The organism is Persicimonas caeni (genome assembly GCF_006517175.1).
GTDB lineage: Bacteria > Myxococcota_A > Bradymonadia > Bradymonadales > Bradymonadaceae > Persicimonas > Persicimonas caeni.
Window position 1 is genome coordinate 4,749,183 of the sequence record NZ_CP041186.1, and the last position, 22,098, is coordinate 4,771,280.

Sequence of the window (22,098 nt, forward strand, 5' to 3'; positions counted from 1 at the left end):
TGTACCTCTCGTTTTAGTATTCAAATGAGATGGCCATGCAGGTGTCGTGGCGCCAGCTATTAGGGGCGAGGGCGAACGACGCCCTCGCGGAACTGCAATTTGGGGGTCATGTCAATGCGGCTGATGTGGTGCATGTACGCGACCCACAAATTGTAGTTTGCGCCGCCGTTCAGGCGCCCCTAATAGCTGGAGCTCGTCTGCTGCAAGGCCCCCAAATCTCATCTGAAACATAAGCCGCATAGGCCAAAATCAACCGGCCCACTCGTCTCGCACCCGGTGCAGGTCCTCAACAGTGTCGATCTCGCGCCATCCGCCGTCGATGGGCACCCACCCGACGTCGACGCCGCGGTCGATGAGCTCGCAGAAGAGATCGGTCAGGTAGGCCTTGCGAAACTTGGCCGCCGCCTGGAAGGGCTCGTCATCGCCATACTTGGCGCGCACGTCGGCGTAGACTTCGCGGAGTTGGCGCGCGCCCTCGGCGGTGTAGCGTGCCAGTCCGATAAACTCGCCGACGGCGTTCTCGGGGCCGACCTGCTTGCCCACGCGCAGAACGCGCTCGCCGTCGACCTCGGCCAACTCGGCCTGCTCGGGCGGGTGATCTTCGCGTCCCTCGTAGGCCAAGTGCCATTGGCGGTCGACCACCAGCGCGATGTCGTGAGGGCTGTGGACCGCCTGCTCGACGACCTGAGGCGTGTAGACGATGTCCGAGTAAGTCGACACGAACGGCCCGTCCATCGCCGAAGCCGCACAGAAGAGCGACAACAAGATATTGTTCGACTGGTAGTCGCTGTTCTCGTGGTAGGTCGCCCCGTCGACGACGAGCTTGTCGGCTAGGTAGCCGCGCACGATGTGGATGTCGTCGATGTCGTTCTTGGCGAACGCCTCGAGCTGGTAGCTCAAGATGGAGCGTCCGCCGATGTCGACCATGCACTTGGGGCGCTCGTCGGTGTAGTGCTCGAGGCGGCTGCCGAGGCCGGCGGCGATGATGATGGCTTTCATGGGTAGTTCGTCCTTTCGGGTGCTTCAATCTTGCAATGTCTTGCTTTCTGGCGCCCCCCATCCGCCCTTCGCTCCGCTACGGGCACCTTCCCCCGGGGGAAGGGCTGCCTTAGCGCGCCTGAATCACGTAGCTTCTCGCAAGAGCATCCCTTCCCCTTGGGGAAGGTGCCGAGCGCGCAGTTTAGCGCGAGGCGGATGGGGGGCCCCGAGAAGCTACGCTTCGCCAACTCGCAACAGCATCCCTTCCCCTTGGGGAAGGTGCCGAGCGCGCAGTTTAGCGCGAGGCGGATGGGGGGGCGCCAAAAAGCAACCACGTTGCTACTTATAAAACCCCGGCCTCCCCAACTTAACCAACACCCCCAACCCCGTCTTGCCCGCGTACAGCGCGTACACGCCCAAAAACAGGTACATGAACCAGGCCGATCCATCGAACCCGTCGAGCCCGTCGAGCAAAGCCAGGTACACAAACCACGACGGGTAGTGGACCAGCCACGAGGCGAAGCTTTGCACCAGCCACAACGCTTTGGGCATCAAACCTTTGGGCGCCCCCGACTTTCGGCGCGCCGACTCGCCCGGTTTGATGTCGCGGCCGGCGTACTCGGGACGGCGCACGAAGTTGGTCAGCGAGGTGGCGATGGACACCAGCGCCATGCCACCCAGTCCGACCAGCAGCCAGACCAGCTCGTCGTGGACGAGCCACAGGCGCACGCTGAACGCGCCCACCAAAATGAGGGCTTTGACCTCGTCGATCAGAAAGTCGAGGTAGGCGCCCACCTCGCTGGTCATCGACTTGAGCCGGGCGAGTTGGCCGTCGGCGCAGTCGAGGATGTAGGCGAACTGCAGGATGGCAGCGGCGACGAGCATGCCCGTCCAGTCGCGCATCAAGATGAGTGCGGCAGCGACCCCCAAGAAGGCCACCGCGCCCAGAAAGGTCACCTGATTGGGTGTCAGGGCGGTGCGTCGCAAGAAGTAGAGCAGCACGGCCGCCAAGGGGCGGGCGACGTAGACATTCCAGAAGATGTCCTGCTCTTTGCGCGAGTCGCGGTAGATACGCGCGATCTCGCCGAGCATTCCGCGCGGCTCGTCTCGGGTGGTGTCGGATTCGGTCGTGGTCATGAACGGATAGTTGGAGTCGTGACGGCGTAAGTCCCCGTTGTTCGCCGCGAAGATAGCATTGCCCGGGCGCAATTGGAAACTTGTGGCGCGTCGTATTTAGCCGTGCGCGCCGCGACGGGGCCTGTGGGCGGCGCAGCCGGGCCCTTCGAACAAAAGGAATACACAGTCGGAGCGCGCGTCTTATATTTGTAGTGGCGGATCAAACAGCGGAGGCGGCCATGGCGATCACTCCTCGCACAGTTCTTTCAGAACCCATCAACCTTCTGGTCTTTGCGTTCGGCGTCTTTGCCGTGGGCGGACTGATCGGCGTGATCTGGAGCGCCGACGGGGGCGACGAACGCTCCCGGTGCCCGGCGCTGCAGGCTCATGCGCAGCGTGCGGCCGATGTCGGCGCGGTGAGCCACGGCTTCGAGGAGGACAATGGGCCGCCCGAACTCGCCGAGGCCAGCCAGGCCGATGCCAGCCATCGCGCTGCGCTCGACTATACCTGTCGCCTCGACACGCCGGCTCACGATTGGAACGAAGCGCATTGGCTGCGCCATCTCGACTGCATGGAAGCGCGCGGTGAGCCCACCGAGGTCATCCTCGCCGAGACGAGCGCCGCCATCGAGTCCGTCGGGCTGACCCCGGAGCTGGCGGTCAAAAAGGCCGACGCTCTCGAGGCGGTAGCCGGTCCCGACGAGCACATCGCCTTTCTGGAGCAGGCGGTCGATCGGCTGGGCGTCGTCGACGGCCAACTTGTCCACCGCTTGGCCCGCGCGCTGACCTGGCGCGGTCATCAAAACGACATCGAGCAGATCCGCCACCTGCAGCTCCTGTCGCGCATGCTCATGCCCGACTCGTGTGAGGTCCAACAGACCGACATCTGGGTGCGCTATCACTTGGCCCAGCAGATGGCCCAGGGGCCCTCGCCGGTCGCCTGGGATGGCGTGCAACGCGCGGTTCGCCACTACGTCGACCGCGGCTGTCACGAGCGGCTCCACGAAGGGCGTTGGGAGACGCTCGCCGAGATCGTGGGCGTAGGCGTGGCGGCCGAGGCGACCAACGGCCACTCCGGCCACTCGAGCCTGCTTCGTGAAGTCGCCGGCTCGTTCGAGGTGCGCCAGGTGCCCACCTTCTGTCGCGAGGCGGTCCCCGAAGGCACCGGACTGCGCAGCTATTGTGAGAAGCGCATGGGCGACGAGTTGTTTTTGTCGCGCCGCTAAACTCGCACTCTCAGCGTTGACGCCCGCGGCGGTCGGCGACTACACAGGCGTCTGACATTGGTTTTGTGCGACGGTGTGACACCATGGAAGACGCTATCATCTGGCTCAAAGAGCTTCGCAAATTCGCCCTCGAACATCGCGGGGATCTCGAGATCCCCAACGGCCACGACCTCGACGCGCTGGATAACTGGAAGCGGCGCGTCTCCGGGGGCGTGCTGCTCCAATTCCTCGACTTCGTCCAGAGCGGCGATGTGTTCGAGCACTTCGAGCCCGCCCTCGAGGAGCGCCCGCTCCACGAGCGTGTCTTCTTGTTCATCACCGACCTCGCCGGCGCCGTCGCCGGCCAAGAGCTGCTCCAGCAGGACACCGAGCACGTCTTCTGCATCCTCAACAGCGAGTGGCGCGCCTGGCTGAGCGACCCGGACAAAGCCCACGACGACGACTTCGACAGGCACTACGAGTTTTGGAGTGTCTGGCACCAGGACCTGCACTCGGAGTGGGAGCTCGACGAGCTCGAGGGCGCCGAGTACTGGGTGCACGAAGAGGGCTTTGCGCTGGCCGACGGCGCCGGACGCGGCGCCCAGCACCTGTGGAAGTGGGACGGCCAAGAGATGCACAAGGTCGAAGAGGCGATCACCTCGTGGAGCTCCATGCCCACCTGAACTGCGGTGGGGCGAGCAAAGAAGCAAAAGAGCAAAGAAGTAAAAGAGCAAAGAAGTAAAAGAGCGAAAGAGTAAAAAGCAAAAGGCGAAAGAGCGCGTTCTTGGGGACGTCGCTCTTTTGCTTTTTCGCTTTTTAACTTTTTCGCTGCTCATTCGGATTTTTCGCTGCTCATTCGGCCAACGGCCGGATGATCGCCTCCAGCGCGTCGAGGCCGTCGGTCAGCGCGGCCGGGCCCGGCTGCAGGATGATCGACGGGTCGAGCTCGTAGATCTCGTCGTTTTGGACCGCGGGCACTGTCTCGTACCCCTCCCGATTGCGAATCGAATCACAATCGACCGGCTTGCCGCACCACGAGGCGATGATCGCCTCCGGGGCGTGCTCGATGACCCCGGCGTGGTCGACGTAGCGCTCCTTGGCGCCCTTGCCGTGTGACTTCTCCGAGAAGATGTCGCGCCCGCCGGCCAGCTCGACGAGCTGGCTGACCCATCGAATGGCCGAGATCTGCGGGTCGGGCCACTCCTCGAAGTACACCGGCGGGCGGTGCGCCTGGGCGTCAGTGCGCGCCTTGGCCGCCTCGAGCCGCTCGATATAGCCGCGCGCGAGCTCCTTGGCGCGCTCTTCCTTCCCCACAATCCGGCCGATGGAGACGATCACGTCGAGGATGTCCTGGATGGTGCGCTGGTTGAAGATGAGCACCTGCTGGTTCGCTTCGATGAGCTTCTTGGCCAGCTCTCCCTGGATATCCGAAAACCCGATGATCAGGTCGGGCTCGAGTGCGCAGATTTTGTCGACGCTGCCGCCGATAAACGCCGAGACGACCGGTTTCTCGTCTTTGGCGCGCTCGGGGCGCACGGTGTAGGCGCTGATGCCCACGATGCGGTCTTCTTCGCCGAGCTCGTACAAGATCTCGGTGGGCTCTTCGACGAGGCAGACGATACGTTCGGGGAAGTCGCGAATATGCAGGTTCATCGGTGTTCCCTGAGGCTCAGTTTTCTGAAAGTGCGTCGACTTTTCGACAAAGCTCGGGGGCGACATGCGTCCTTAATGCCCGCTACGCCCGCTCGAAAAGTTGGCATGACTTGTGAAAATCGTACATAGTGTCTGCATTCGTGTGTGTAACCCGAGCGAGCTGGAAAGTCATGCGACGAGCGATCTGGATCCCCATCTGTTTGGTGCTGCTATTCGTGAGCGGCTGTATCGATCTGAACCAAGACTACGAGCGTGAGTGCTTGGCCGAGCGGCGCTGCGGGCCGAGTGAGGCGAGCGTGTGCGGCGTCGACGGGGTGGAGTACGAGTGTGCGGCGATGGCGCAGTGCTACGGCGTCGAGGTCGACGACTCCGGTCAGGCCTGCGACGGCCAGGCTCAGTGCGAGCCGGTGACCTGTGAGATCGCCTGTCCGAACGGCTTCAAGACTGACGAGAACGGGTGCGAGATCTGTGCGTGTAAAGAGGAAGAGCCGCCGCAGTGCGAGCCGGTGAGCTGCACGCTGTTCTGCGAGAACGGCTTCAAGACCGACCAGAACGGGTGTGAGATCTGTGAGTGCGAAGAAGAGGAGCCGCCGCAGTGCGAGCCGTTCCAGTGCGCTCTCGATTGCTTCAACGGGTACAAGACCGACGAGAACGGCTGTCAGATTTGCGAGTGTCGCGAGTCGGAGGGTGGCTCGTGTGGAGCAGATCCGTGCATCTCGTATCACTGCGGCAGTCGCGTGCCGAGTTGCATCAAAGAGAGCGAGCTGGCCACGATGGGCGCCTGTCCTTCGCCTCCGCCGGGCCGCTTTCAAGAGCCCGACCAACAGTGCATCTGTGACCCCGACGGCGACTTTTGTCGGGCGCGCGACTGCTCGTTGGAAGAGGGGTGTCCGGGAGACGACGGCCTGTGCGTGACTTGGCCCGACTCGAACGAGTACGGCTACTGCGTGGAGGCGACCTGCGACGATATCGTGCTTCGGTTCGAAGAGATCGCTCAGAATTACAACACCTGCAGCTCGGACGACGACTGCTCGCTCTACTCGCCGATTTACGATTGCTGTGGTGGTTTTGCGGTCAACGCCGAGGGCATCGGCGAGATGGGTATCGCGGACGCCTTCGCCGCGCGCACGCAGTGTGGGCGCGACTGGGCCGAGACCTGCACGATGGTCGACTGCGCCGAGCCGCCTACGAACGCCGTAGCGTGCGTGCAGGGGCGGTGTCAGGCGACGCGGTAAGCCGCCGTTGCGAATCAGCACCATGTAAAATAACGCAGCCCCTATGTCCTTAATTGCTTATGTAGAAGAGGGAGCAACCACCGAGGCGCGTCGAATGCGAAATGAACGCCTTCAGGGTTGCAACGCCCGCTACATAAGCATTTAAGGACATAGGGGCTGCTACTTTGCGACGCCCTTCAAGTCTGCAAGCTATTTCAAGTCTGCAGGCTATTCCTCGATCGTAAAGCCGATGTCGACTTTGACCTGGTAGTGGGCGACCTCGCCGTTATCGATGTGGCCGCGGATCTCGTCGACCTCGAACCAGCGCAGGTGACGCACCGATTCGTTGGCCTGTTTGACGGCTTGTTTGATGGCGTCGTCGACGCTCTCTTGCGAGGAACCGACGAGGGTGACGACTTTATAAGTATGATCTTTCGTCATGCTTTTCTCCCGCGTGTTGGCTGACGTTACCTTTTTTCGGTGGGGCACGCGGAAATCTAGTATCGCTTCGAGCGACATCAACCGTTGTCGCTCAACCAAGCCTCCAGACGTGGGTGGGGCCGGTCTTGGTCGCGCCACTTTTGGGCCTGGCGCCCGAGCGCTGCGATGCGACGTTTGCGCGCGGCTTCGCGCCCGCCGCAGGCTTGCCACATCGCGTCGACCTCGGCGTCGCTCAGCCGCCGGTATTCGCCGGCCTCGAGCGGCTCGTCTTGCCGGTCCATGGTGACCGGCCCGATGCGTGGGCGGTGCAGGTGCTGCAGGCGAAACTCGGCGCGACGCGCCATGCGCCGCACCATGCGGTGGCGCCCCTCGTCGACGACCACCGACAACAAGCTCTGCTCGGCGCCGCTTTCGACCACCTCGGCGCGAAGCGCGGTGGCCGGCGGCTTGCGGTCGCCGATGTCGATCCCCGCTTCCAATCTGGCCAGGCGCTCATCGTCGTCGGCGACCGGGCCCTCGACGGTCAGGTGGTACTCCTTTTCGACCCCGAAGCGCTTGCGCAGCAGGCAAAAGCACAGGTCGCCGTCGTCGGTCATCAGCAAAAAGCCGGTGGTGGGCCGGTCGAGGCGGCCGACCGGGAAGACCGTGTCGGGCAACTCGTCGAGCCACGGCTCGAGGCACTCGCGCCCGTGCGGGTCGCTCGTGGTGGTCAAAATCCCCTCGGGCTTGTGCAGCGCAAAGTAGTGGCGCGCCGGGCTCGGCTCGACGACCTCGCCGTCGAGCAAGACGACGTCGTCGTCGAAGATCAGGCTCCACAATTCGTAGTCGTCGGGCCACGGCTCCCATGTTGCCGCGGACGAGTCGCCCAGGTCGGGGCGCACCTCGATGCGCCCGGCGTCCCACGCCGCGTTGATGTCGCTGCGCGACAGGCTCGTGGCGTCGGCGAGGTACTTATCGAGGCGCTTGGGTGCTGGCATAGAGCGAGCTGCTGCGGGGTTAGGGCGTGACGAATTGAAACGAAGGGCACAACCGCTGCGGAATCGCGAAGCGGTGCGCGTGCTGTGACACCGGTCCGATGACCGAGTGCGACGGCCCGAAGGTACCGTCCCCGTTGCCCATGTAAAGGCGCGTCTGACCCGGGTCGCCGTAATTTTGGTGCTCGTAACCCACCAGCAAATCGACGTTTCCGTCGAAGTCGATGTCGAAGATGCGGCCCGAGCCGGTGCGCCCGAGGCTCTCGGAGCCATTGGTCTCGTCGGCATCGGTGGGGTTGAGGTCGACGGCCGTGATCGACGAGGTGTCGAATCCGCCGGTGCCGTCTCCGAAGTAGGTCCACGCCTCGCCGGGCTTGCCGTCGTCGTCGAAGCCGAGCACCACGTCTCCGGTGCCGTCGTTGTTGACGTCGGCGAAGAGCGTCGAGTTGGCCGGGGCTTGGCTGGCGCTCTGGTTGTGGGTGAACTGCACCTGCGGCTGGCCGAAGGTGCCGTCGCCGTTGCCGAACAGCGTGTAGACCTGGGTGGCGGCGTTTCCGCCCGACGAATACGTGATCAGCGTCAGGTCATCGTGGTCGTCGGTGTTCGGGTTCAAGTTGACCGCCTGGCCGGCCAAGCGCGCCACCCACTCTCCGTCGACCGTCGAGGTGATGTCGATCGGCGGCATGCGCACGAAGAAGCATCCGTCGTTGGGGTCGTCACCGACCACGCACGAACTGAAGGCGTTCCCGTCGTTGTTCAAGTACACGATGATGCGCCCGCCGCTGATGTAGTTGGGCTTGTCGTACTCGAAGCGCACCACGTCGAATTTGTGGTCGCCGTTGGCGTCCATGACCGTGCCGTAAATGGGCTCGTCGGTGGTGCCGATATGGGCCTGCTGGAACTCGTCGGCTTTGCTGTCGCGCCAGAAGAAGTAGAAGTTTCGCGTCGGGTTGCCGTCGGTGAGCCGGCTCGAGTGGGCGATGAAATCGATCTCGCCGTTGGCGTCGAAGTCGCCGATCGAGAAGAGCCCGTAGGCCAACGTGTTCCCCGCGTGGGTGATCGGCGCGCCGATCTGGGCGGGGGCTTGGAACGTGCCGTCGCGGTTGCTCAAAAAGAGGTCGATCGTCTGCTGGTCGTTCTGGCGCAGCACGAACTCCGGAAACGGCTCGAAGGGGTAGGGATCGTCGGGGTCGTCGACCCCGTCGCCGTCGGTGTCGGCCGCCAACGGGTTGCTGCGCAGGCAGTCGGTGCCCCAGTCGAGCTCCTCGGCGTCACTCAGGCCGTCGCCGTCGTCGTCGTCATCGGCGTTGTTGCCGGTGCCGTCGCCGTCGGTGTCGAGCTGCTCGCTCGGGTCATCGGGGAAGGCGTCCTCGGCGTCGCAGGTGCCGTCCGAATCCGAGTCGACCTGCCCGTTGGGGTTGGCCGGGCACGCATCGGAGTTGTCGCCGGTGCCGTCGCCGTCGGTGTCGGACCACTCGTTCGGATCCTCGGGGAAGGCATCCTGGTCGTCGGGATAGCCGTCGTTGTCCGAGTCGGCGCCGGTGTCGTCCTCGGTGTCGTCCTCGGCGTCGGTGACGTCGTCGCCGGTGTCTGAGGCGTCGACGCCGACGTCGGCTCCACCCGAGTCAGGCGCGACGTCGGCCAGGCTGTTGTTGGTGGTGTTATTGGCGCCGCCGGTCTCGTCGTCGCTGCACGCCGAGGTGGCCACCGAGAGGGACAACAAGAAGATCGAAAGGAGCTTGGCCGTCTGCCGCATGATCCGTACCGCCTGGGGTGAATCGCCATTCATTTTGTGAAGAACGACTCGGATTGTGGCAGATCGCCACACGCGCTGCAAGCAAACGGGGGCGCCGCTGGATGCGACGCCCCCGTTGCGGAGAGGCGGGTCAGGAGCTGGGGAGGGAGGGCCTACTTGGTCTCGACGTCTTCGGTCTCGACCTTTGCCTCCTCCTCGCCCTCCAGAATGGTGAACGTCACGCGGCGGTTCTTCTCGCGGCCTTCGGCCGTGCCGTTGTCCGCGATCGGCTTCGTCTCACCGTAGCCCTTGGCCTCGAGGCGCGAGGCGTCGATGCCTTTTTCGACCAGGTAGCCCACCACAGCGTCGGCGCGCTTCTGCGACAACTCGAGGTTATGCGCGTCGCTGCCCTTGCTGTCGGTGTGACCCTCGACGCGCACCTTGGCGATCTCGGGATGGGTGCGAAGCACCGTCACGATCTCGTCGAGGATGCGGTGGCTTCGCTCACGGATGGTGGCGCGGTTGGTGTCGAAGTAGATCTTCTCCATGATGTTGATCTTCTCTTCGGTCACCTTGACCTTCGACTCGCCCTCGTCGGGGCAGCCGTCCTCATCCTCGAAGCCGTTGACCACCTCGGCCTGGTTGGGGCACTGGTCGTCGGCGTCGGCGATGCGGTCGCCGTCGTTGTCGTTGTCGGGGCAGCCGTCGGCGTCTTCGAATTCGTCGACGTCTTCGGCTTCATTGGGACACTGGTCGTCGGCGTCGGCGAGCTTGTCGCCGTCGTTGTCGACGTCGGGGCAGCCGTCTTCGTCTTCGAATTCGTCGACGTCCTCGGCCTTGTTCGGGCACTGGTCGTCGGCGTTGGCGATGCCGTCTTCGTCACGGTCGGCGCCGGCGTCGGGGCAGCCATCCTTGTCGTCGATGTCGTTGTAGTCCTCGGCCTTGTTCGGGCACTGGTCATCGACGTCATCGATGCGGTCGCCGTCGTTGTCGCGGTCGGGGCAGCCGTCGGCATCTTGGAATCCGTCGATGTCTTCGGCGATATCCGAGCACTGATCGTCGGCGTCCTCGATGCCGTCGCTGTCGGCGTCACGATTGACGGGACGCCACCCGATGGCGGTGAACAACCGGTAGGCCGGCGAGCCGACCCCGGCGCTCAGGCCGGTGCCCGCGCCGAGCGAGACCGCCAGGTCCTGGGGCAGGGCGTAGGAGACGCCGGCGAGCAACTCGGCGGAGTTGGCGTTCTCGTTGTCGGTGCTGTCGCCGGCGTCGAAGGGGTTGCGCGCGTCGGCCAGGTTGATGTTGCCGAAGGCGCTGGCGCGCGCCTTCAGCCCGTCGAGGAAGGCCGGGCCTTCGATGCCCACGCCCCAGCGCACGATGTCGCCGGCGGCGTAGCTGCCCGTGTAGGCCTCTTCGCGCGCCTGCCAGCCCACGTTGGCGCTGACGAGCATCCCCATGGCGTGCTTCCAGTCGACCACGAGGCGCGGCTCGACGCGAAACTCGCCGTCGGAGTTGAAGCTGTCGGTGTCGCCCACGGGCAGGTAGACCGACGCCATCAGCGCCGCGCCGAACCCGTAGAAGCGTTTCGGAAAACGCAGCTTGGGCACCACGCGCATATCGGCGAGCGCGAAGCTGTCGACCCCGCTCAGCCCGTATTGGGCGACGTTGTCGTCGCTCTGGTAGGCGACCATCGGCACGACCAGGCCGATTTCACCCAGGTCGTACAGGCCGATGGCGCCGCTCAATTCGGCTTTGAGCTGCGAGTCGAGCAGCTTGGCGCGGGTCGTGCCCGACTCGGTGTCGAGCCGGATGGGGTCGTCGACGAAGTGCAGGAAGAATCCTGCCGACGGGCGCAGGTGACCGAGCACGTCGCTGGTGGCGACGTTGTAGATGCTGTGGGCCTGCACGGGCAGCGGCTCGAAGTGCTCGACCTGGTAGTCCGTGTCGAGGTTCGCGCCCATCTGCGCCTGGGCCGGGGCCACGTCGACCACCATCAGGGCCGCGCCGGCGCCCAACAGGACGCCGAGCTTCGAGCCGAGCTTACGGCCGCGGCGCCACAGCGCGCTCAGGCCGAAGAGCATCAGCAGGGCCAGTCCCATCGGCGCCGGGCCCGAAGGCGAGGCGCTCGAGCAGGCGAGGCTTCCGCCGCGCAGGGTGGTCTGCTCGTCGTCGATGTCGGACAGCGGGTCGGAGCGGCGGTCGATCTCCTCGCCGTCGGGCACGCCGCCGCCGTCGGTGTCGGCCACGGTCGGGTCGGTCTCGTGCTCGTTGACCTCGTCGGTGTCGATGAGGCCGTCACCGTCGGTGTCCGGGTTCTGCGGATCGGTGCCAAGCTCGTCCTCGTCGGCGTCGGTCAGCCCGTCGTTGTCGCTATCCTCGTCGATGTAGTCGGGCGTGCCGTCACCGTCGGTGTCGTTGCTGCCCTCGTTCTCGTCGTCGATGCCGTCGTTGTCGCTGTCGGAGTCGACGTAGTCGCTCTGTCCGTCGCCGTCGGTATCGACGGTGCCTTCGTCGGCGTCGATGACACCGTCGTTGTCACTGTCGACGTCTTGGAAGTCGCGGGTGCCGTCACCGTCGGTGTCGACGGTGCCCTCGGTCGAGTCGTCGATGCCGTCGTTGTCCGAGTCGTCGTCGAGGTAATCGGCGGTGCCGTCGCCGTCGGTGTCGACGTCGCCTTCGTCGGCGTCGCTGAGTCCGTCGCCGTCCGAGTCGTCGTCGAGGTAGTCGGGCGTGCCGTCACCATCGGTGTCGACGTCGCCTTCGGTCTCATCCGAGATGCCGTCGCCGTCGCTGTCGTCGTCGAGGTAGTCGGGCGTGCCGTCACCGTCGGTGTCGACGTCGCCTTCGGTCTCGTCCGAGATACCGTCATTGTCGGAATCGCTATCGACGTAATCGGCCTCGCCGTCGCCATCAGAGTCGACGTCACCCTCGTCGGCGTCGGTCAAGCCGTCGTCGTCCGAGTCGGTGTCGAGGTAGTCGGGCGTGCCGTCACCGTCGGTGTCGACGTCGCCTTCGGTCTCGTCGGAGATGCCGTCGTCGTCGGAGTCGGCGTCGATATAGTCGGCGGTGCCGTCACCATCGGAGTCGACGTCGCCTTCGACCGCATCCGAGATGCCGTCGTTGTCCGAGTCGTCGTCCAGATAGTCGGGCGTGCCGTCGCCGTCGGTGTCGACGTTGCCCTCGACCGAGTCGAGGATGCCGTCATCGTCCGAGTCGGGATCCCGGTAGTCGGGGATGCCGTCGCCGTCGGTATCGTCGCTCTCCTCGTCGGCGTCGGGCGTGCCGTCGCCGTCGGAGTCGGTGTCCAGATAGTCGGGCGTGCCGTCACCGTCGGTGTCGACGGTTCCCTCGCTGGAGTCGGGCAGCGTGTCGCCGTCGGAGTCGGTGTCGAGGTAGTCGGGCGTGCCGTCACCGTCGGTGTCGACGTCGCCTTCGACCGCATCCGAGATGCCGTCGTCGTCGCTGTCGGTATCCAGGTAGTCGGGCGTGCCGTCCGAGTCGCTGTCGACGTCACCTTCGGTCGCGTCGCTCAAACCATCGTCGTCCGAATCGGTGTCGACGTAGTCGGCCGCGCCGTCGCCATCGCTGTCGACGTCGCCTTCGTCGGCGTCGCTGAGTCCGTCGTCGTCGCTGTCGGTGTCGAGGTAATCGGGCGTGCCGTCACCATCGGTGTCGACGTCGCCTTCGACCGCATCCGAGATGCCGTCGCCGTCGGAGTCGGTGTCGAGGTAGTCGGGCGTGCCGTCACCATCGGAGTCGACCGAACCTTCGACCGCATCCGAGATGCCGTCGCCGTCCGAGTCGGCGTCGAGGTAGTCGGGCGTACCGTCGCCATCGGAGTCGACCGAACCTTCGACCGCATCCGAGATGCCGTCGTCGTCGCTGTCGGCGTCGAGGTAGTCGGGCGTGCCGTCACCGTCCGAGTCGACGTTGCCTTCCGTCGCATCGTCGATGCCGTCGCCGTCCGAGTCGGCGTCCAGGTAGTCGGGCGTGCCGTCACCATCGGAGTCGACCGAACCTTCGACCGCGTCGTCGATGCCGTCATTGTCGCTGTCGGTGTCCAAGTAGTCCGGTGTGCCGTCCGAGTCGGAGTCGCTCGTGCCTTCATCGGCGTCGGCCAGGCCGTCATTGTCGCTGTCGGCGTCGAGGTAGTCGGGGGTGCCGTCACCATCCGAGTCGACCGAACCTTCGACCGCGTCGTCGATGCCGTCGTCGTCCGAGTCGGTGTCGAGGTAGTCGGGCGTGCCGTCCGAGTCGCTGTCGACGTTGCCTTCGACCGCGTCGTCGATGCCGTCGTCGTCGCTGTCGGTATCTAAGTAGTCGGGAGTCGAATCGCCATCGGAGTCGACGTTGCCTTCGGTCGCATCGTCGATGCCGTCGTCGTCCGAGTCCGTGTCGAGATAATCTGGCGTCGAGTCGCCGTCGGAGTCGACGTTGCCTTCGACCGAATCGTCGATGCCGTCGTCGTCCGAGTCGGCGTCGAGGTAGTCGGGCGTCGAGTCTCCATCGGAGTCGACGTTGCCTTCGACCGAGTCGTCGATGCCGTCGCCGTCGCTGTCGGTGTCGAGGTAGTCGGGCGTCGAGTCGCCATCGGAGTCGACGTTGCCTTCGACCGAATCGTCAATGCCGTCGTTGTCCGAGTCGGCGTCGAGGTAGTCGGGGGTGGAGTCGCCGTCGGAGTCGACGTTGCCTTCGACCGAATCGTCGATGCCGTCGTTGTCCGAGTCGGCGTCGAGGTAGTCGGGGGTGGAGTCGCCGTCGCTGTCGACGTTGCCTTCGACCGCATCGTCGATGCCGTCGCCGTCCGAATCCGAATCCAGGTAGTCGGGCGTCGAATCACCGTCCGAATCGCCGTTGCCTTCGATCGCATCCGAGATGCCGTCGTTGTCCGAATCGGCGTCGAGGTAATCGGGGGTCGAATCGCCGTCGCTGTCGACAGTGCCCTCGATGAAGTCGAGCAGGCCGTCGTCGTCGCTGTCGTCGTCCAGGTAGTCGGGCGTGCCGTCGCCGTCGGTGTCGACGTCGCCTTCGACCGCATCGTCGATGCCGTCGTCGTCGCTGTCGGTGTCGACGTAATCGGCGCTGCCGTCGCCGTCGCTGTCGAAGCTCCCCTCGACCGCGTCGCTCAGGCCGTCATTGTCCGAGTCGCTGTCCAGGTAGTCGGGCGTCGTGTCCAGGTCGGTGTCGCCCGCGCCCTCGACCGAGTCGTCGATGCCGTCGTTGTCCGAATCGGTATCGAGGTAGTCGGGGGTCGAGTCGCCATCGGAGTCGACGGTGCCCTCGACCGAATCGGGCAGCGTGTCGCCGTCCGAGTCGGTGTCCAGATAGTTCGGTGCATTGTCGCCGTCGGTGTCGACGTCGCCTTCGATGGCGTCCGAGATCCCGTCGTCGTCCGAGTCGGTGTCCAGGTAGTCGGGCGTGCCGTCGCCGTCGAAGTCGACGTCGCCTTCGTCCACATCACCCAGGCCGTCGCCGTCGCTGTCGAAATCTCGCCAGTTGCCCGTCCCGTCGTTGTCCGGGTCGGCGGTGCCTTCGTCGGCGTCGAGGATGCCGTCGTTGTCCGAGTCGGTGTCCAGGTAGTCGGGGATGGAGTCGAGGTCGGTGTCGCCCGAGCCTTCGATGGCGTCCGAGATGCCGTCGTTATCCGAGTCGGCGTCGACGTAGTCGGCCGCGCCGTCGCCGTCGCTGTCGGTCGTGCCCTCGTTTTCGTCGGGCAGCGTGTCGTCATCGCTGTCCAGGTCGAGGTAGTCGGGCGTCGAGTCACCGTCGGTGTCGACATTGCCCTCGGTCGCGTCCGGGATGCCGTCGCCGTCCGAGTCGGTGTCCAGGTAGTCGTAGGTCAGGTCGCCGTCGGAGTCGACGCGGCCTTCGGTCGCATCCGGGATGCCGTCGCCGTCGGCGTCGGTGTCTCGCCAGTTGCCCACCGAGTCGTTGTCCGAATCGTTCGAGCCTTCGTCGGCGTCGAGGATGCCGTCGCCGTCGGTGTCCGTGTCGCGCGCGTCGACGATGCCGTCCGAGTCGGTGTCGACCCAGCTGCCGCCGTCGGCCTCGACGAAGTCACTGATGCCGTCGCCGTCGGTGTCCGGGTTGTTCGGGTCGCTGTCGGTGGTGCATCGCTCGGCCAGGTCGCTCAGCCCGTCGCCGTCGGAGTCGACGCTGCTGTCGCCGGTCTCCACCGAGATGGACGCGCTCGAGACCGACTCCACAAACGCGTAGGTGTCCAGCAGGGCGTTGTCGCCGCGGCCGGCACCCGAGAAGTCGCCCCAGGCGCGCGCGTTTCCGTTGGTCGTCTCCGTATGCGGCACCGCCGCGTCGGCGTAGGGGCCCGAGATGACCCCGTTGGGGCCCGCCGAGTAGGCGCCGATCTCGCCGTTGGGAAGCGCCACGGCGCTGGCCTGCAGCAACTCGTCGTTCCAGAACATCGTCAGCGGCGAGCGATTCAGCAAGCTGTCGAGCACGTACATGCGCATGCCCTCGTAGCTCGTCTCGATGTCGCGGCCCACGTAGTGGAACTCGCCGACGCCGATGCGGATGATGCAGTCGTAGGTGCCGTAGGGCACCGGGTTGCTCTCGTTGTCGGTGCCGTCCCAGGTCAGGGTGTTGGTCCCCGGCTGGACGGTGCCGGCCACGGTCACGTCGACGTTCGACGAGGGGTCGAAGGTCCCGTCGGCGTTGATGTCGCAGATCATCTGCACGCCGCCCTCGACGTTGGTGTCGAAGGTGAACGTCCCCTCGGTCACCCCCGGATCGATGGCGTTGCACTGCGCCTGGCTGCCCGCGGTCGTGCCCGAAAACGACACGTTCGACACCGTCGGGGTCAGGGTGGCGTAGTCGGACACCGCCGGCGGGTTCAGGTACAGCGGGTACTCGGGAGTCACGCTGTTATTGCTCGACGGCACGCTGATGCCCGACTGGTCGCCGTCGACGCCGCTCGAGTTGGCCGTGATGTCGTAGACATAGCCGGCCAGGCCGTCGAGTTTGAGCTCGACCACCGCGGTCTTGCCGGGCTCGCCGCCCGGAACGATCGCATAGAAGCTCGCGTTGGTCGCCGCCGACGCCGAAAAGCTACCCGCGTCGAAGTTCCACCGGCTGGTGAACAGACGGCCCAGGTAGGTCGTCGTGCCGTCGGTCACGCCGATATCCCAGCTGCCGGTCTGCTGTTGAGACAGCGTCAACGAGTAGACGCCGGCCGGGTGCCCGCTCAACGCGAGGCTTCCCCCGCTCGAAATCGTGCCCACGGTCGTGCCGTTGGGGTCGGTCACCGTCAACGTTCCCGAGCCCGACCAGGTCACCGATTCCGTCGTCGGATCGACGATGTCGAGCTGCAGCAACGTCGACCGCAGATTTTGCGAGCTGCCCAGCTCGGCCGAGCCTTCGGCGAACGCCGGCGAGGCGGGCAGCGTCAGGCACACGCCCGCCGCTAGCATTGCCCCGTAGGCCAGGGGGTGTTTCCAATTTCGGTACTGCATCGTTTGGCTTCTCCCAAATGAAGGGGGTACAAAAAAGTGGCGTGTCACTACCAAGCAAACGACGTGCCGTAAATAGTTTTGTTTTTGATATGATTTTTTCGCTTTAGGCGGGTTGGTTGCGAAAAATATGCGTTCCCCGAGCGCTGCAGATAGATCTTGCGCCGGCCGCGACGGTCGGCGCGCTGACAAAAGTCTCACCGGACCACAGAAGTGGGCGGTTTTTGACGGAGGAGAAGGGCGCGTAGCGAGGCAGTTTTTGCCCGCGCAGCCTTCAGGTAGGTAAGATTTTCCGAGATCGGCAAGACGACCGCCACGCGCAAACGCGGCAGTTCGTCCGCCCTTCAATATTAACTCCTTCAATAGCCGGCGCTGCTATCCTGCAGGGCGTTCCAACTCACCCGAGCCGACTCGTCCCTCGGAGCGAGAGGTTTTGTTTGGTGCCCTCGTAAGAGCTGGAGGTGAGATGCCGAGTGACGCCCGCATGGCCCACAAAAAATAGAACGCAGCGCCGCGAGCGAGGTTCGGCGGACTCGACAAACGGCCCTGAGGTGCGTTCGAAACGTCCGATGAACGGATCACCGTTCGATTCGACCCTCGAAATTTCGTCCACTGGACGTCTCGGCCGAGCCTCGCCCCTCGGTTTTTGGTCCATCGGACGTCACGCGCGTCTTCGAACCCTCGGCATTTTCGTCCATCGAACGTCGGGCGTCTGCTTTCGCACGGAATTTTTGGTCCCGTGGACGTCGAAAGTCGGATTTAGGGCCCACGATTTTGGTCCATCGGACGTTTCGAACGCACCTCAGGCCGAGGTTTTGGTCCGTTGGACGTTTTTTTGAGGGTGGAGGCTCCCTTTTTGGTCCATCGGACGCCACGACGAGGGTCGAGGCTCGTCGTGGCGGACGCCCTGCAGGGTCTCACGGCTGCTATTGAGGTGAGATTATCATTGAAGGGCGGACGATTTGCGGCGTTTGCGCGTGGCGACGCTCTCGGGCCATAGCCACGTGGCTAATCGGCAAGACGACCGCCACGCGCAAACGCGGCAGCCCGTCCGCCCTTCAATCCTAACTCCTTCAATAGCCGGCGCTTCTATCCTGCAGGGCGTTCCAACTCACCCAATAGACAACTCGACGCTGCCCAGCTCATCGACGTCGACCTGGACGTGGTCGCCCGAGTCGACGTGGATGGCGGCGGTGGCGCCGCCGGCCATGACGATCTGGCCCGCTTTCAACGACTCGCCGCGCTCGGCGAGCATGTTGGCGAGCTCGGCCAGCGAGTTGGCCGGGTGCTCGTAGATCGCCGCGCTGCTGCCCGTTTTGACGACCTCGCCGTTGTGGCTCATCACCATGCCCAGGTTGCCCAGCTCGTCGAGGGCGTCGGGCGCCACGCGCTCGGTGCCCAGCACGATCTTCGACGACGAGGCGTTGTCGGCGACCACGTCGATGATGGTGAACTTGAAGTCGCGAAAGCGGCTGTCGATGACCTCGAGCGCCGCGCACACGCTCTCGACGGCGTCGAGCGCCTCGGCCGGGGTGGTCGGGCCCTCGAGATCTTTGCCCAGGATGAAGGCGACCTCGGGCTCGACGCGCGGGTGGATGAACAGGTCGCGGTCGAGCTCGGCGCCGCTCCCCTCGACCATCGTGTCGGTCAGGTGGCCATAGATGGGGTTATGCACCCCCACCTGCTCCATCTTCGCCTTGCTCGTCAGGCCCATCTTCATGCCCACGAGCTGCTCGCCGCGCTCCAGACGCCGCGCGATGGAGGCGCGCTGGATGTCGTAGGCCTCCTCGAGGGTCATCTCGGGCGCCTCGGCGGTGAGCATCGTGATGGGGGTGACGGCGACAGCGGCGCTGTCGACGATGTCGGCGAAGTAGTTGATTTGGTCTTTTTTCATATCAGCTTCTTCCTTCGTTTGTTTTTGTTTGTTCGGTTTGGGTTGTTGTGGCGGCCCCTCCGCCTCGCGCGTCGCCTGCGGCTTGCGCTCGGCACCTCCCCCAGCGCTTTTAAGCGCGCTGGGGAGGAGCCTCTTCGCGATCGAGCAGTGATTGTCACGCGAACCGGGAGGGTTGCCATCTCGCGACGAGTACTCACGCGAACCCGAGTCGTTGCTCTTCGCAAGGGGCTCCTCCCCGCGGCCTTCGCCGGGGGGAGGTGCCGAGCGCCAGCCGCCGCAGGCGGCGACGCGCGAGGCGGAGGGGCCCCGCAAGAAGCAGAGGCACTGCTTACTCGTCACCCTCCGCAAGATCCAACGCCACATCCACAATCATATCCTCCTGCCCCCCGATCATCTTCCTCTTGCCCAACTCCACCAAAATATCCCGCGAGTCGACCCCGTACAGCTCTTCAGCCTTCTCGGTGTGCAGCAAAAAGGACGAGTAGACCCCGGCGTACCCGAGCATCAGGGCGTTGCCGTCGGTCTGGACGGGGCGGGTTTGCAGGGGGCGTACCAGCTTGTCGGCGGCGTCGATGAGCGGGTACAGGTCGCAGCCGTGGTCGACGCCCATGCGGTCGAGCACGGCGACGAGCGCCTCCAGCGGGCAGTTGCCCGCGCCTGCGCCCATGCCGGCCAGCGAGGCGTCGGCGCGGTCGGCGCCGGCTTCGATGGCGATGACCGTGTTGGCCACGCCCAGGCTCAGGTTGTTGTGGTTGTGGAAGCCCACCTCGCAGTCGAGCGCGTCTTTGAGCGCGGCGACGCGCTCGCGGGTCTCGTCCATCAAGAGCGCGCCGGCCGAGTCGGTCACGTACACGCAATGCGCGCCGTACGACTCCATGAGCTTGGCCTGCTCGACGAGCTCGGCGGTGGGGATCATGTGGGCCATCATCAAAAAGCCGACCGTGTCCAAGCCCTTGTCGCGCGAGTACTCGATATGCTGGCGCGAGATGTCGGCCTCGGTGCAGTGGGTGGCGATCCGAATCGTGTCGATACCCGCGTCGACCGCCATGTCGATATCCTCGACGGTGCCGATGCCCGGCAAGAGCAGGGCGGCGAGCTTGGCGTGGTCGAGCTCTTCGCGCACGGCCTCGAGGTACTCGCGCTCGGTATGCGCCGAGAACCCGTAGTTGAACGAGTTGCCGTTGAGCCCGTCGCCGTGGCTGACCTCGACGATGTCGACCTTGGCCTCGTCGAGCTTGCGCGCGATCTGGCGCATCTGCTCGACGGTATATTGGTGCGACAGCGCGTGCATGCCGTCGCGGAGGGTGACGTCGTTTACAATGAGCTTATTTGGCTTGCTGAGAGTCATAGTTGCGCTGACCGTTCTTGACTGTTTGACGAGATTGCGCTCGGAGCAAAAGAGCAAAAAGTGAAGGAGCAAAAGGGCGCTGTTGCTAACCTCGTGCTCCTTTGCCTTTTACTCTTTTGCTTTTTTGTTTTTTCGCTGTGTTGCCAGCAACTCCCCCATCCTCAACGCCGCCGACGTCATAATATCCAAGTTCCCCGCACACTTCGGCAGATAATCCCCCGCCCCCTCGACCTCCAAAAAGCAGGTCACCTTCGTGCCGTGAAGCTCGCCCTCGCCGGGCACGCGCAGCGGCTCGTCGAGGTAGTCTTCGAAGACCGGCGGTTTGACCAGCCGGTAGCCGGGCACGTACTCGGCGACCCGAGCGACGACCTCCTCGATGGAGGCGCGGATGGCGTCGCGGTCGGCCTCGTCACAAAAGGCGTAGACCGTGTCGCGCATGATCAGCGGTGGATCGGCCGGGTTCAGGATGATGATCGCCTTGCCGCGCCCCGCGCCGCCGACCTCCTCGATGCCCCGCGAGGTCGTCTGGGTGAACTCGTCGATATTCGCCCGCGTCCCCGGCCCCGCCGAGCGGCTCGAAATCGAGGCCACAATCTCGCCGTAGTGCACCGGGCTGACCTGGTTGATCGCCCAGATGATCGGGATCGTCGCCTGCCCACCGCAGGTCACCATGTTGACGTTGGTGGCGTCTTGGTGCGCCTCGAGGTTGGCCACGGGCACCACGTACGGACCCACCGCCGCCGGCGTCAGGTCGACCGCGATCTTGCCGGCGTCCTCCAGGATGGGCGCATGGTGCAGGTGCGCCTTGGCGCTGGTGGCGTCGAAGACGACCTCGACCCGCTCCCAGCACTCGTGCTCCATCAACCCGGCGATCCCCTCGTGCGTGGTCGCCACCCCGAGCTTGCGCGCCCGGGCGAGCCCCTCCGACTCCGGGTCGATCCCCACGAGCATGTCGAGCTCGAGGGCGTCGGAGCGCTCCAGAATCTTGATCATCAGGTCGGTGCCGATATTGCCCGAGCCTAGGATTGCGACGTGAGTTTTGGTCATTTTCGAACTCTTCATTGAGCGATTTTGGTTGTTGAGGCCCCCCATCCGCCCTTCGCTTCGCTACGGGCACCTTCCCCCGGGGGAAGGGCTGCCTTAGCTCACCTGAATCACGTAGCTTTTCGCAACAGCATCCCTTCCCCTCGGGGAAGGTGCCGAGCGCGTGGTTTAGCGCGAGGCGGATGGGGGGCGCCGCAAAGCTACGCCTTGCTCTCCTCAACGAAACGAGACCCGAACAGACCCAACACGAGCGATCGAAGCCTCGAGCCAGCAGCCCGGCTCGACGTCGGTCACCGGGCCCAAAGCCCCCGACAAAATGATCTGGCCCGGCTCGAGCGCCGTGTCGAACTCGCCGAGCTTGTTGGCCAGCCAGGCGACCGCGTGCAGCGGGTGGCCCAGGCAGGCGGCGCCGGCGCCGGTGGAGACGACGCGGCCGTTTTTGCGCAGCTTCATGCCCGCCAGGCGCAGGTCGCCGGCGTCTTCGAGTTTGACCGGCTGATTGCCCAGCACGAACAGCGCGCTCGAGGCGTTGTCGGCGATGGTGTCGGGGTACTCGATGTCCCAGTCGGTGATGCGCGAGTCGATGATCTCGATGGCCGGCACCACGAAGTCGGTCGCCTGGATGACCTGGGCGGCGGTGATGCCCGGCCCGCACAGATCCTCTTTGAGGACGAAGGCGAGCTCGGCCTCGGCGCGCGGCTGCAGCAGCTTGGATGTGTCGACCCGGGCGCCGTCGTCGACGATCATGTCGTCGAGCAGGCAGCCGAAGTCGGGCTCGTCGACGCCCAGCCACTCCTGGATGGCGTGGCTCGTCAGCCCGATCTTGCGGCCCACCAGCCGCGCGCCGCCCTCGAGGCGACGCCGGATATTCTCGTCTTGGACCGCGTAGGCCTCTTCGACGGTGATCTCGTTGTTGATCGCGGTGAGCGGCTCGCAGGGCGTGCGTTCGGCCTGCGCGGTGCGAAGCATCTGGGCAAAATCGGTCGTCATGGGTTTGTCCGGCGGGGGGAATTAGGCAGCCAAGATGTGG

General features: G+C 64.9%; 14 protein-coding genes. 3 read left to right on the top strand and 11 right to left on the bottom strand.

Features of this window, described 5'->3' with window-relative positions; genetic code table 11:
* Positions 1-249: 249 nt before the first annotated feature.
* Together FIV42_RS17460 and FIV42_RS17465 are read right to left on the bottom strand one after the other, a co-directional pair.
* A complete protein-coding gene (locus tag FIV42_RS17460; RefSeq protein WP_141198932.1) occupies positions 250-999 on the bottom strand; it encodes a phosphocholine cytidylyltransferase family protein in 750 nt (249 codons plus the stop codon).
* 318 nt (positions 1,000-1,317) lie between these two features.
* Positions 1,318-2,115 carry a CDP-alcohol phosphatidyltransferase family protein gene (locus tag FIV42_RS17465; protein ID WP_141198933.1) on the bottom strand — a complete coding sequence of 266 codons (798 nt, stop codon included), beginning with the start codon at positions 2,113-2,115 and terminating at the stop codon, positions 1,318-1,320.
* 218 nt (positions 2,116-2,333) lie between these two features.
* Between FIV42_RS17465 and FIV42_RS17470 the strand changes: the two genes are divergently transcribed.
* Both FIV42_RS17470 and FIV42_RS17475 read left to right on the top strand, forming a co-directional pair.
* On the top strand, positions 2,334-3,320 hold the full coding sequence (locus FIV42_RS17470; protein ID WP_141198934.1) for a hypothetical protein: 987 nt from the start codon (positions 2,334-2,336) through the stop codon (positions 3,318-3,320).
* A gap of 83 nt (positions 3,321-3,403) precedes the next feature.
* Positions 3,404-3,982, top strand: a complete 579-nt coding sequence (locus FIV42_RS17475) for a hypothetical protein (protein ID WP_141198935.1) — start codon at positions 3,404-3,406, stop codon at positions 3,980-3,982.
* 169 nt (positions 3,983-4,151) lie between these two features.
* Here the strand turns inward: FIV42_RS17475 and FIV42_RS17480 are convergent, their stop codons facing one another.
* Complete coding sequence (locus tag FIV42_RS17480; RefSeq protein ID WP_141198936.1) at positions 4,152-4,952, bottom strand: cobalamin-binding protein; 801 nt, start codon at positions 4,950-4,952, stop codon at positions 4,152-4,154.
* Between the two features lie 170 nt (positions 4,953-5,122).
* Here FIV42_RS17480 and FIV42_RS17485 point away from each other — a divergent pair, with 170 nt between their 5' ends.
* Positions 5,123-6,187, top strand: a complete 1,065-nt coding sequence (locus tag FIV42_RS17485; RefSeq protein WP_141198937.1) for a hypothetical protein — start codon at positions 5,123-5,125, stop codon at positions 6,185-6,187.
* 207 nt (positions 6,188-6,394) lie between these two features.
* Here the strand turns inward: FIV42_RS17485 and FIV42_RS17490 are convergent, their stop codons facing one another.
* The 8 genes from FIV42_RS17490 to FIV42_RS17530 form a co-directional block, all read right to left on the bottom strand.
* The gene (locus tag FIV42_RS17490; RefSeq protein ID WP_141198938.1) at positions 6,395-6,607 is read right to left on the bottom strand and encodes a dodecin; all 213 of its coding nucleotides are present in this window, start codon (positions 6,605-6,607) and stop codon (positions 6,395-6,397) included.
* 77 nt (positions 6,608-6,684) lie between these two features.
* Positions 6,685-7,584, bottom strand: a complete 900-nt coding sequence (locus FIV42_RS17495) for a pseudouridine synthase (RefSeq protein ID WP_168210729.1) — start codon at positions 7,582-7,584, stop codon at positions 6,685-6,687.
* Between the two features lie 19 nt (positions 7,585-7,603).
* Positions 7,604-9,337 (bottom strand): hypothetical protein, encoded by a 1,734-nt coding sequence (locus tag FIV42_RS30205; RefSeq protein ID WP_168210730.1) that lies wholly within the window; start codon positions 9,335-9,337, stop codon positions 7,604-7,606.
* Positions 9,338-9,489: 152 nt separating this feature from the next.
* On the bottom strand, positions 9,490-16,785 hold the full coding sequence (locus FIV42_RS30210; protein WP_168210731.1) for an OmpA family protein: 7,296 nt from the start codon (positions 16,783-16,785) through the stop codon (positions 9,490-9,492).
* A gap of 1,108 nt (positions 16,786-17,893) precedes the next feature.
* Positions 17,894-18,676, bottom strand: coding sequence for a 2-keto-4-pentenoate hydratase (locus tag FIV42_RS17515; protein WP_141198940.1), 783 nt, complete (start codon positions 18,674-18,676; stop codon positions 17,894-17,896).
* Positions 18,677-19,004: 328 nt separating this feature from the next.
* A complete protein-coding gene (gene dmpG, locus FIV42_RS17520) occupies positions 19,005-20,024 on the bottom strand; it encodes a 4-hydroxy-2-oxovalerate aldolase (protein WP_141198941.1) in 1,020 nt (339 codons plus the stop codon).
* Between the two features lie 108 nt (positions 20,025-20,132).
* Positions 20,133-21,071 (bottom strand): acetaldehyde dehydrogenase (acetylating), encoded by a 939-nt coding sequence (locus FIV42_RS17525; RefSeq protein ID WP_141198942.1) that lies wholly within the window; start codon positions 21,069-21,071, stop codon positions 20,133-20,135.
* A gap of 213 nt (positions 21,072-21,284) precedes the next feature.
* Positions 21,285-22,058, bottom strand: coding sequence for a 2-keto-4-pentenoate hydratase (locus tag FIV42_RS17530; RefSeq protein WP_141198943.1), 774 nt, complete (start codon positions 22,056-22,058; stop codon positions 21,285-21,287).
* Positions 22,059-22,098: the final 40 nt, after the last annotated feature.